The following is a 12,052-nucleotide window of genomic DNA, read 5'->3' on the forward strand; positions in this document are numbered from 1 at the left end:
GTACAGGTTCTGCCCGCCAGAGCCCTCTTAACGGCATTACCTGTACACAAACCCAACCCCAAAAACCCCAAGATTTGTTAGCCAGACACAGTTAGCCAGACGAAGACGTCTGCCATGAACCCAGAAAGTCTGCCATGAACATCAAGAAGAAATCCCGCCCTGCGAATACCACCTCGTCCCGGACGGACCGCGCGAACAAGCCCGAACGCCCCGAGGACAAGCGTCTTTCCATCGGAAGCACGTTCGCTTACGGCTTCCAGCACGTCCTCACCATGTACGGCGGAATCATTGCCCCGCCCCTGATCATCGGTGCAGCGGCCGGCATGAACTCACAGGACATCGGCCTTTTGATCGCCGCCTGTTTGTTTGTGGGCGGGCTCGCCACCATCCTTCAGACGGTGGGTATCCCGTGGTTCGGCTCGCAGCTGCCACTGGTCCAGGGCGTGTCCTTCGCCGGCGTTTCCACCATGGTGGCGATCGTCCAGGGTGGCGGCGGGATCCAGGCGGTGTTCGGCTCGGTGATCGTGGCTTCGCTGATCGGCCTGGCCATCACTCCCCTGTTCTCGAAGATCATCAAATTCTTCCCGCCGGTGGTTACGGGCACGGTGATCACCACGATCGGCCTGACCCTCATGCCGGTCGCGGCAAACTGGGCCATGGGCGGCAACGCCAAGGCTGACAACTACGGCAGCATGGCCAACATCGGACTGGCCGCAGCAACCATGGGCATCGTTCTGCTCCTGAGCAAGGTTGGCAACGCCGCGATCTCCCGGCTCTCGATCCTGCTGGCCATGGTAATCGGCACCATCATTGCGCTCATTGCCGGCATGGCAGACTTCTCCAAGGTGGGCCAGGGCGACGTTGTTGCCTTCCCCACGCCCTTCGCTTTCGGTGCCCCCACCTTTGAAGTCGCAGCCATCATCTCCATGCTGATCGTTATCCTGGTGACCCTCACCGAGACCTCGGCAGACATCATCGCGGTGGGCGAGATCGTGGACACCAAGGTTGATTCGCGCCGCATCGGTGACGGACTCCGGGCCGACATGCTCTCCAGCGCCATCTCCCCGCTGTTCAACTCCTTCACGCAGAGCGCTTTCGCCCAGAACGTTGGCCTCGTTGCCATCACGGGCATCAAGAGCCGCTTCGTGGTCAGTGCCGGCGGCCTCATTCTGGTCATCCTCGGCCTGCTCCCGATCCTGGGCCGCGTCGTCGCAGCGGTTCCGACTCCCGTCCTGGGCGGCGCCGGCGTCGTACTGTTCGGTACGGTTGCCGCCAGCGGTATCCGTACCCTGGCCAAGGTTGAGTACAAGAACAACATGAACCTGATCATCGTGGCGGCCTCGATCGGCTTCGGCATGATCCCGATCGCCGCCCCGAAGTTCTACGACCAGTTCCCGTCCTGGTTCTCCACGATCTTCCACTCCGGCATCAGCTCGGCCGCTGTCATGGCGATCCTGCTGAACATCCTGTTCAACCACTTCAAGGCCGGCAACTCGGACAACCAGTCGGTGTTCGTCGCGGGCACCGACCGGATTGTCAGCGAAGAGGACATCAAATGCCTCAGCGAAGGCGACCGCTTCGAGAACGGCAAACTGATCGACGCCGACGGCAACGAGGTCCCGCTCAAGACCTCCAGCGCGTCAGAGCACTAGCACCCTCCCGCAGGTGACAGGCGGCAGTGTTTCCTTGGGGGACACTGCCGCCTTCTGCGTTGGAGGGAAGCGTACGACGGCGGCGGAAAGCGTACGACGGCGGCACCCGCCAGCGCGGCCGGGTCGCCACCCCTCCCCCAAAAGGGGCACCGAGATGACAAAAGATGGCAATGTTCGCAGGGAACATTGCCATCTGGTGCCATCTCGGCGGGGATTAGTTTTGGTTGAGCTCCGCGGAGATCGCCTTGGCCGCTTCGCGCAGCATGGGCACGGCGCGGTCGGCGAAGCTCTGGTCGACGCGGGTGATCGGCCCGGACACGGAGATTGCCGTGGGCGTGGGCGCATTGGGTACTGCCATGGCGAAGCAGCGGACGCCGAGCTCCTGCTCTTCTTCGTCGATGGAGTAGCCGCGTTCGCGAATCAGTGCAAGGTCCGCGAGCAGGGAGTCGATATCGCCGATGCTCTTCGCGGTGGGAGTGGGCATGCCGGTCCGCGCCACGATGCCACGGACAACCTCGTCGTCCAGCTGGGCAAGGATGGCTTTGCCCACGCCGGTATCGTGCGTGTGCGCGCGGCGACCAACTTCGGTGAACATGCGCATGGAGTGCATGGACGGGACCTGGGCCACGTAGATGACCATGTCGGAGTCCAGGACAGCCATGTTGGAGGTCTCACCGAGTCGTTCAACGAGGGTCTTGAGCTGCGGACGGGCTACGGCGCCGAGTTGTTTGCTGGCTCCTTCGCCGAGTCGGATGAGGCGGGGGCCCAGGGCGTAGCGGCGGTTGGGCAGCTGGCGGATGTAGCCAAGGGAGACCAGCGTTCTTAACAGGCGATGGATGGTAGGCAGGGGCAGGTCCGTGGACGAGGAGAGCTCGCTCAGGGTGACGTCGCCGCCGGCGTCCGTGATCAGTTCCAGCAGTTCAAAGACGCGCTCTACGGACTGCACGCCTCCGGAGGCTTTTTCAGCCATTCCCTTGTCTCCAATGACTCAGATTCCGACAACTCTTATCCGCATCGTGAAAAGAATTGCTTAGAACACCCAACATACAGCACACATGCCAACGGCGCGACGACACCGATCATGACCAAGCAGGGGGTTGTGTTTCCACTTTGTAGATAATAATATCCATAATACGAAAACATTCAGTAGGAACGGCGGCCCGGGAACGGGCCTAACAGGAGGAATTTCAATGGCGAATCCGAGCCCCGGAAACTCGATCACCCTGCGCGTCGCCGCACCGTCGAGCTTCACCGCTACCAGCGAACTGGCAGCAGCCGTCGGCGCAGCCGGTGCAGCAATCACCGCGCTGGACGTCACGGAATCCCACCACGAGACGATCGTTGTTGACGTCACGTGCAACACCACTGACGACGACCACGCAGCCCGCGTCAAGGACGCCCTGAACGCACTCGACGGCGTCACCGTCCAGCACGTTTCGGACCGCACCTTCCTCATGCACCTCGGCGGCAAGCTCGAGGTCGTCCCCAAAGTAGCGCTGCGCAACCGCGACGATCTCTCGCGTGCCTACACTCCCGGCGTCGCGCGTGTTTGCATGGCCATCGCAGAAGACCCGGCAGCCGCCCGCAACCTCACGGTCAAGCGCAACACCATCGCGGTCCTCACTGACGGTTCCGCCGTCCTGGGCCTGGGAAACATCGGCCCCGCCGCGGCCCTCCCGGTGATGGAAGGCAAGGCCGCACTGTTCAAGCAGTTCGCCAACGTTGACGCCTGGCCGGTCTGCCTGGACACCCAGGACACCGAAGAAATCATCATGATCGCCAAGGCCATGGCCCCCGTCTACGGCGGCATCAACCTTGAAGACATCGCTGCACCGCGCTGCTTCGAAATCGAGAACCGCCTCCGCGAAGAACTGGACATCCCGGTCTTCCACGATGACCAGCACGGCACCGCGATCGTCACGCTCGCGGCCTTGGTCAACGCCCTCCGCGTCGTGGACAAGAAGCTGTCCGAGGTCAAGATCGTGGTTTCCGGTGTCGGTGCTGCCGGCTCGGCCATCATCCAGCTCCTCAAGGCCCAGGGCGCGCAGCACATCATTGCCGCGGGCCGCTCCGGAGCCATCCACTCGGGTGAGGAATACAGCGACGAGCACCGCAGCTGGATCGCCGCGAACACCAACGAAGAAGGTTTCTCCGGTACGCTCCACGACGCCCTCAAGGGTGCGGATGTCTTCATCGGTGTCAGCGCCCCGCACGTGATCGGCGAGGAGCAGGTTGCCTCGATGGCCGATGACGCGATCGTGTTCGCGATGGCCAACCCGACGCCGGAAATCGATCCCGTCATCGCGTCCAAGCACGCCGCCGTGGTGGCAACGGGCCGCAGCGACTTCCCGAACCAGATCAACAACGTGCTGGCCTTCCCCGGATTCTTCCGCGGGCTGCTGGACGCCGGAGCATCGGACATCACGCCGGACATGCTGGTGGCCGCAGCCGAGGCAATTGCCAACAGGGTGGCTGACGATGAGCTGAACGCGAGTTACATTATCCCCAGCGTCTTCGATCCCCATGTTGCCGCCGATGTGGCTGCTGCCGTAGCTGCTGCTGCGCACGCCAACGCCGCCAGCGCACTCTAGAACAAAGGAATCCGCTCACATGGCTATCACAGTCACCGATCCCCGGCCGATCGATCGCGCCGAGGAAATCCTCACCCCCAAGGCACTGGCCTTCATCGAGGAACTGCACAAGCGCTTCGCCGGCACCCGTAACGAGCTGCTGAAGGCACGCGGCGTCAAGCGCCAGCAGGTTGCCGACACGTCCCGCCTGGACTTCCTTCCGGAAACCCAGGAAATCCGCGACGGCGACTGGAAAGTCGCCGAGGCACCGGCTGCTCTGCAGGACCGCCGCGTTGAAATGACCGGCCCCGCGACCCCGGCCAAAATGGCCATCAACGCCCTGAACTCCGGCGCCAAGGTGTGGCTGGCTGACCTCGAAGACGCCAGCACTCCCACGTGGCCCAACGTCATCGACGCCATCCTGAACCTCCGTGACGCCGCACAGGGAACCCTGAGCTACACGTCGCCGGAAGGCAAGGAATACCGTCTCCGCACGGACGCTCCCCTGGCCGTTGTTGTTGCCCGCCCCCGCGGCTGGCACATGGAGGAACGGCACCTGCTGATCGACGGCGAACCCGCCGTGGGTGCGCTGGTGGACTTTGGCCTGCACTTCTTCCACATCGCCAAGCAGCTGCTCCTCAACGGCCACGGCCCGTACTACTACCTGCCCAAGATGGAGAGCCACCTGGAGGCACGCCTCTGGAACGACGTCTTTGTCTTCGCGCAGGACTTCCTCGGCATCCCGCAGGGCAGCGTCCGCGCCACCGTGCTCATCGAGACCATTCCGGCAGCGTTCGAAATGGACGAGATCCTCTACGAACTGCGCGACCACGCCAGCGGCCTGAACGCCGGGCGTTGGGACTACCTCTTCAGCATCATCAAGTACTTCCGTGATGCCGGCGAAGAGTTCGTCCTCCCGGACCGCGCCACCGTGGCCATGACGGCTCCGTTCATGCGCGCCTACACCGAACTCCTGGTCAAGACCTGCCACAAGCGTGGCGCTTTCGCCATGGGTGGCATGGCCGCCGTCATCCCCAACCGCAAGCAGCCCGACGTCACCGCCGCAGCCTTCGATAAGGTCCGCGCCGACAAGACCCGCGAAGCAAACGATGGCTTCGACGGCTCATGGGTTGCCCACCCGGACCTGGTTCCCACCTGCCGCGAAGTGTTCGACTCCGTGCTGGGTGACCGTCCCAACCAGCTGGACAAGCAGCGCCCCGAGGTGAGCGTCACCGCTGAGCAGCTGATCGACGTCGCCTCCGCCGGCGGCACCGTGACAGAGGCGGGCCTGCGCCTGAACCTCTACGTTGCCGTGGCTTACACCGGCGTCTGGATCTCCGGCAGCGGTGCCGTAGCCATCCACAACCTCATGGAAGATGCCGCCACGGCGGAAATCTCCCGCTCGCAGGTTTGGCAGCAGCTCCGCAACAAGTCGATCCTTGCGGACACCGGCAACACGGTGACCCGCGAACTGGTTACCCGCATCCTGGGCGAAGAGACCGAGCGCCTGCGCATCGAATTCGGCGACGAGAATTTCACCAAGTACTACGAGCCGGCGTCGAAGCTGATCGAGGACATCTGTCTCTCCGATGAGTACACGGACTTCCTGACCACACCCGCGTATGAGCTGGTGGGCTGAGATGGGATCATTCTCCTCTTCTGACCTGGCCCACATCGAGGCGCAGCTCGCTGCCACCGACCAGTTGCTCGACCGCAACTACCCCGGCGACGACGGCTCCCGCCAGCCCATCCACACCGTCTACATCCCGGCTGACCGCTTCACGCCCACTTTCGTGGCGGACTGGGGCGCCCAGGCACTCGCGACGGCGGAAGCTCACGGCGGACTCGAAAAGCTCGGCCAGCTGCTGGGCCAGGAACCTGACCTCGCTGCGGCGGTTGCTTCACGGGTTGCTTCCAAGCTTTCCTCGGAGCCCATCGAGGACCTGCGCCTCGATTTCGAAGACGGCTACGGCGACCGCGGCGACGAGGCAGAAGACGCCGACGCCGTTGCTGCCGCCAACGCTGTTGCGGCAGCGATCGCGGCCGGAACTGCTCCGCCGTTCATTGGCATCCGCTTCAAGTGCTTCGAAGCCCCCACCCGGGCCCGCGGCCTGAAGACCCTGGACCTGTTCGTGTCCACGCTCGCGGCCGCCGGGGAACTCCCGGCCGGACTGATCCTCACCCTGCCCAAGGTCACCACGGTGGCCCAGGTTCAGGCCATGGATTACGCGGTGTCCCGCCTTGAGGAAGTCCACGGACTTCCCGCCGGCCGGCTACGGTTCGAGGTGCAGGTGGAAACCCCGCAGCTCATCATCGGCGCCGACGGAACCTCGCCTGTTGCACAGCTCCCCCACGTTGTCCCCGGACGCATCAGCGCCCTGCACTACGGGACCTACGACTACAGCGCTTCGCTGGGTATCTCCGCGGAATACCAGTCCATGGAGCACCCGGTGGCCGACTTCGCCAAGGAAGTCATGCAGCTCGCTGTTGCCGGTACGGGCATCCGCCTCTCCGACGGTTCCACCAACATCATCCCCGTGGGTGACGCAGTGGAAGATGCCTGGAAGCTGCACGGACGCCTGGTTCGTCGTTCCCTGGAAAACGGCTACTACCAGGGGTGGGATCTCCACGCCGCCCAACTGCCCAGCCGTTTCTCGGCGTCGTACGCTTTCTACCGCGAAGGCTTGCCCGCCGCGGCGCTCCGCCTCCGCAACTATGTGGAGCGGACCGAAGGCGGCGTCATGGATGAGCCCGCTACCGCCCGCGCGCTGGCCGGCTTCGTCCTCCGCGGCGTCCAATGCGGCGCAGTGGGGACCGACGAGGTCAAGGCGCTTGCCGGCGTCGAACTTTCACAGCTGACCGCACTGGCGCACCCGCGGCTCGCACAACCGACGTCCCACTGATAAGGAGCACACGCATGGGCAAGTACTACTACCCCGAGGGCGGGCTGCCCCCGCAGACCCACCTGACCACCGAACGGGCCATCGTCACCGAGGCCTACACGGTGATCCCCAAGGGCGTCATGACGGACATCGTCACCAGCAACCTGCCGGGCTTCTCCAACACCCGCTCCTGGATCATCGCGCGGCCGATCTCCGGCTTCGCCACCACGTTCTCCCAGTTGATCGTCGAGATCGGTGCGGGCGGCGGGGCACCAAAGGCAGAGTTCGAAGCCGGTGTTGAAGGCGTCATCTTCGTCACCAAGGGCCAGGTCAACCTGACCCTCGACGGTGAACTCCACCATCTCGAAGAGGGCGGCTACGCCTACCTCGCCGCGGGTTCGGAGTGGGGCTTGGAGAACGTCTCCGACGACATCGTCTCCTTCCACTGGATCCGCAAGGCCTACGAGCGGCTCGAGGGTTTCGAAGCCAAGTCCTTCGTCACCAACGAGAAGGACGTGGAGCCCACCTCCATGCCGGACACCAACGACGTCTGGAAGACCACCCGCTTCACGGATTCCAGCGATCTGGCCCACGATATGCAGGTCAACATCGTCACGTTCCAGCCCGGCGGCGTGATCCCCTTCCCGGAAACCCATGTCATGGAGCACGGCCTGTACGTGCTCGAGGGCAAGGCCATGTACTTGCTCAACAACGACTGGGTTGAGGTGGAGGCCGGCGACTTCATGTGGCTGCGCGCGTTCTGCCCGCAGGCCTGCTACGCGGGTGGTCCGGGCGAGTTCCGGTACCTGCTGTACAAGGACATGAACCGCCAGGTGAAGCTCACCTAGTCTGTTGCTTGCGCCGAGATCGCCGGAAACCTGCCAGTTCGTCTGGAGTTTTCCGGCGATTTCGTCGTTTTCCGGCGAACTTAGCGGCGGCGGCCCACGGCAAGCCCCGCCCAGAACGCAAGGAGGAGCAAGCCCGCCCCGGCAACTGCGAGCCCAGACTGAGTGCCCTTGCTGACGAACGTGCCGTTGTCCCCCACAAACACCTCATTGCTCAGGGGCGCGTAAGCGAACCAGCCCACCGGTTCCTGCGAGCTGTTCCACGCCACCACCACGCCCACGATCACCGCAATCAGCCCCAGCAAAGGCACGACGACGGCAGAGACTCTGCGCGCGGGCTTCGGTGTGTTGTGTTCCCCAAGTGTGTTGTTGTCCCCCATGCGCCCGAGTCTAACCTGCGTGTGGATTCGTGGGACCGCGCGAGTTCGCTGGAATGCGGCGCAATCGCCGGAGCCTTCCCTGCGTTTTGGCACGTTTCCCGCGACCTCGGTGTCGGCCCCCTTCTGTAGAGTGCAGCACATGGATGACAAAGCGACGCTGCTCACATACCTCAGGACCCGGCGGGAGGACCTCCTCGGCAAAGTTGAGGACCTCAGCGAGTACGACGCCCGCAGGCCCATGACACCCACCGGCACTAACCTTTTGGGGCTCGTGAAGCACGTGGCCAGCGTCCAGTTGGACTACTTCGGTGTGACCTTCGGACGGCCCAGCGGCCGGGAACTGCCGTGGTTCGCCGATGGCGCAGAGCCCGATGGGGACATGTGGGTTCCAGCCAGCGAAAGCCGCGAAGGGATCATCGAACTGCATCGCTTCTCCGCTGAGCACAGCGACGCCACCATCGAGGCACTGCCTTTGGATGCGGCGGGCGTGGTGCCCTGGTGGTCCGGTGACAGGGCCCACGTAACGCTTCACCAGATCCTGGTGCACATGTGCGTCGAAACGGCCCGCCATGCCGGGCACGCGGACATCCTCCGCGAACTCATTGACGGTTCAGCAGGCCAGCGGCCAGGGGACCTGAGTGTTCCGGGAAAGTCCCCGGAGGAATGGGCGGCGTACCGGGCCCGCATCGAGCAGGCGGCCGTGGAGGCTGACCGGTGAACCTTTACAGCGCCCGACGGCGGCACTTGAGTGCCGCCGTCGGGCGCTTTTGTGCGGGAGCTCCACAGGCGCAAGTCCGCCCCGCAAACTTGATAGGAACTTGAGCTAATCGAAAAGGTTCCTTGATGTTGCGGCGCGACTCTGGAAACAGGCGAAGCACCAATACATCGGGGCTTCGGCATCGAATTTCCAGCATGAAAGACAACGATGTGGGGGACCCAATGGACCAGTCAGCAGCTCTCAGTGAGGTGATGGCCGTCAAAGGCATCATCCAGGATCAGCACCCCGTGGATTTCTACGCGCTGGGCGTGGCGGGATGCATCGACCGGCTGGCTGCTCCGCTTCGTAGGGCCGGTGTAACAGTGCATTGGCACACCCCGCACCACGGAATCGAGATCTCCTCTTCCGCTGCGGCACTTTTGTATCACGTGGCCCAGGAAGCGTTCAGCAACACCCTCAACTACGCAGGAGCCAGCGAGCTCACCATCCGCCTGAACGCGGTGTACCACGGCATCCAGCTCACCATCACCGATGATGGCAGCGGCTTCGAAATCCATGCAGCACCCAGCGGACGTCGCCACGGATTTGGGCTCCTTATGATGTCGATCGCAGTGCACGACGCCGGCGGGACAGTGGACATCGACTCCGAGGTTGGACGGGGCACCAGCGTGAGGGTCACCCTTCCTCTGGATTGAGTCCTATTTGGGACCTTATTTAGGCTTCCACCCCATGGATCGGCGGCAGTGCCGGACGTATTCTGTACCTACTTTTCAGCCGCATGTCCCTACGGAATGGCATCGAAAATGGCGCGGAACAAGGGTCGTAAGCCAGCTCTCGGAAAGGTCCTGCTCAGGATCTTCGGATTCTTTCTCGTGAGTATCCTCTGCGGCGTGCTGATCTCCGGGTTCGTGGTGCCCGTGGTCGCCTTCACCAGCACCACGGTGGGTGGATCCATCGGGTTCTATGAGAGCCTGCCCAGCGAACTCAACGTGGACTCGCCGTCCCTTTCCAGCACCGTGGTCACGGCAGACGGCCAGCACATTGCCACCTTTTATGCCGAGAATCGGGTGAAGGTTCCGCTGGAGGAAATGTCGCCGTTTATCCGGGAAGCGATCGTCGCCATTGAGGACAGCCGGTTCTACGAGCACCCTGGTGTGGATGCCCAAGGCATCATGAGGGCGTTGACCTCAAACCTGACCAAGGGCACCCATCAGGGAGCCTCCACCTTGACGCAGCAGTACGTCACCAATGTGCTCAACGAGTCCCGGCTCTCGGAGGGGAAGCCGGAGGATGTTGTCCTCAGCGGCGAAAAGACAATGGGCGACAAGCTGCGCGAAATCAAGCTGGCCCTGGAACTGGAAAAGCGGTTCAGTAAGGACCAAATCCTTGAGGGCTACCTGAACATTGTCTTCTTCAACCGGAACGCCTACGGCATCGAGGCGGCGTCGCGCTATTTCTTCAGTACTTCCGCCAAGGACCTGACCCTGCCGCAGGCCGCGCTCCTGGCCGGCTTGGTGAACGGCCCCAGCATTTATGACCCTACGGTGGACCCGGAGGCAGCGCTGACACGCAGGAACCTGGTGCTGGACCGGATGCTGGAGCAAGGGAAGATCACCGCCGTGGACCATGGAGTCGCCGTGGCAACACCGGTGGAGCTCAACATCACGCCCTCAATGCAGGGCTGCGCGGGAGCATCCATCGCCACGTACTTCTGCGATTACGTTTCGCATCTCATCCTCAACAACGAGGCCTACGGCTCAACCTTGGAGGAACGCGAACGGCTCCTGTACCGCGGCGGCCTCACCATCACCACCACGCTGGACAGCCGGCTCCAGGCCGCCGCCCAAAAACAAGTGGACGCCTCGGCCGGTGACAATCCTGACAAGTGGGGTGCGGCCATGACCACGGTGCAGCCCGGCACCGGCAAAATCCTTGCCATGGCCCAGAACACCGTGTTCGTTCCGGAGGAAGGAAAGTACGATACCCAGCTGAACTTCAACGTGGACGCCAAGGATGAGAACGGCTACGACCTCAACGGTGCCGGGGGCTTCCAGCCTGGGTCAACCATGAAGCCGTTCATCTATGCGGAGTGGCTCAACGAAGGCAAAAATCCAACCGCAGTGGTTGATGCTTCCCGCAGGGTCTACCCCATCGGATTCCCGTGGCGCGACAGTTGCGGGAAGGTCCTCGGTGGCTACAGCACGGCCCAGAAAGCGGCCAACCTGGGTGCCGACGATGACCTGCAAAACAACGACGTCGGCTACTACCGTCCCATGCCCATCAACTACGGGCTCTACAACTCGATCAACACGGCCACGTTCGCTACTGCCGCGCAACTGGACTTCTGCGGTATCCAGCGGATGGTGGACACGGTGGGCCTGCACAGTGGCTTGGACAACGCACCGGTCAACATGCACCAGATCGGCAACCTCCTGGGCTCCATCGGCGTGGCGCCCGTGGTTCTGGCGAGCGCCTACGCCACGTTCGCCAACGACGGTACCTACTGCGCTCCCATCGCCATCACCGAAATCAGCGACGCTCAGGGGCGGCAGTACGAGGCCCAGGAACCCGAATGCCGGGATGCGGTCAAACCTGCTGTTGCCCGCGGAGTTAATGCGGTATTGCAGGACGTCCTGAAGATGGGGTCCGGTGTCTACATTGAGCCCAAGGTGCAGAGCCAGGTCCCTGTTGCAGCGAAAACGGGAACCTCCAACAACAACGGTGCCACGTGGGTGGCAGGCTTCACGACGGCGCTGGCCACGGCGTCGTTCTTCGGGGATACCTCGGCCGGTCAGCAACGGGCAGGCCAGAACGTCACCATCAACGGCAAGTTCTACAAGTCGCTGGATGGCTACATGATCGCCGGTCCGCAGTGGGCCAACTACATGATGGAAGCCACTGCCCTCTATCCCAGTGGTCCCTTCCCCGCGCCGGCTCCCCCGCCACCGCCCGCTCCCGTTACCACTGCGCCCGCCGCTCCCCGGTAGTAGCTTCGCGCTCGTTGC

General features: G+C 63.3%; 10 protein-coding genes. 8 read left to right on the forward strand and 2 right to left on the reverse strand.

What is annotated here, in order from left to right:
- The first annotated feature begins 134 nt into the window (after nucleotides 1-134).
- Complete coding sequence (locus AC5RU9_RS18305; RefSeq protein ID WP_211713367.1) at nucleotides 135-1,652, forward strand: nucleobase:cation symporter-2 family protein; 1,518 nt, start codon at nucleotides 135-137, stop codon at nucleotides 1,650-1,652.
- A gap of 214 nt (nucleotides 1,653-1,866) precedes the next feature.
- On the opposite strand, the gene AC5RU9_RS18310 is transcribed toward AC5RU9_RS18305, so the two are convergent.
- Nucleotides 1,867-2,622, reverse strand: a complete 756-nt coding sequence (locus AC5RU9_RS18310) for an IclR family transcriptional regulator (RefSeq protein ID WP_062071662.1) — start codon at nucleotides 2,620-2,622, stop codon at nucleotides 1,867-1,869.
- A gap of 220 nt (nucleotides 2,623-2,842) precedes the next feature.
- Between AC5RU9_RS18310 and AC5RU9_RS18315 the strand changes: the two genes are divergently transcribed.
- From AC5RU9_RS18315 to AC5RU9_RS18330, 4 genes are read left to right on the forward strand one after another with little or no spacing between them, the layout of a single operon-like run.
- Nucleotides 2,843-4,243: an NAD-dependent malic enzyme gene (locus tag AC5RU9_RS18315; protein ID WP_211713366.1), complete on the forward strand. Its 1,401-nt coding sequence runs from the start codon at nucleotides 2,843-2,845 to the stop codon at nucleotides 4,241-4,243.
- Between the two features lie 19 nt (nucleotides 4,244-4,262).
- On the forward strand, nucleotides 4,263-5,861 hold the full coding sequence (gene aceB, locus AC5RU9_RS18320; RefSeq protein ID WP_494017558.1) for a malate synthase A: 1,599 nt from the start codon (nucleotides 4,263-4,265) through the stop codon (nucleotides 5,859-5,861).
- Between the two features lies 1 nt (nucleotide 5,862).
- Entirely contained in the window at nucleotides 5,863-7,125 is a 1,263-nt protein-coding gene (locus tag AC5RU9_RS18325; RefSeq protein WP_494017559.1) for a DUF6986 family protein, read from the forward strand.
- Nucleotides 7,126-7,139: 14 nt separating this feature from the next.
- Nucleotides 7,140-7,952, forward strand: a complete 813-nt coding sequence (locus AC5RU9_RS18330) for a bifunctional allantoicase/(S)-ureidoglycine aminohydrolase (protein ID WP_211713363.1) — start codon at nucleotides 7,140-7,142, stop codon at nucleotides 7,950-7,952.
- Between the two features lie 80 nt (nucleotides 7,953-8,032).
- On the opposite strand, the gene AC5RU9_RS18335 is transcribed toward AC5RU9_RS18330, so the two are convergent.
- Nucleotides 8,033-8,329: a hypothetical protein gene (locus tag AC5RU9_RS18335; protein WP_494017560.1), complete on the reverse strand. Its 297-nt coding sequence runs from the start codon at nucleotides 8,327-8,329 to the stop codon at nucleotides 8,033-8,035.
- 139 nt (nucleotides 8,330-8,468) lie between these two features.
- On the opposite strand from AC5RU9_RS18335, the gene AC5RU9_RS18340 reads away from it, so the two are divergent.
- From AC5RU9_RS18340 to AC5RU9_RS18350, 3 genes are all read left to right on the forward strand, one after another.
- Entirely contained in the window at nucleotides 8,469-9,047 is a 579-nt protein-coding gene (locus tag AC5RU9_RS18340; protein ID WP_494017561.1) for a DinB family protein, read from the forward strand.
- A gap of 194 nt (nucleotides 9,048-9,241) precedes the next feature.
- Nucleotides 9,242-9,742 (forward strand): sensor histidine kinase, encoded by a 501-nt coding sequence (locus tag AC5RU9_RS18345; RefSeq protein ID WP_211713360.1) that lies wholly within the window; start codon nucleotides 9,242-9,244, stop codon nucleotides 9,740-9,742.
- Between the two features lie 108 nt (nucleotides 9,743-9,850).
- Nucleotides 9,851-12,034 carry a transglycosylase domain-containing protein gene (locus AC5RU9_RS18350; protein WP_211713359.1) on the forward strand — a complete coding sequence of 728 codons (2,184 nt, stop codon included), beginning with the start codon at nucleotides 9,851-9,853 and terminating at the stop codon, nucleotides 12,032-12,034.
- The last annotated feature ends 18 nt before the right edge of the window (nucleotides 12,035-12,052 follow it).

Source organism: Arthrobacter sp. B0316-5-4 (assembly GCF_059090325.1).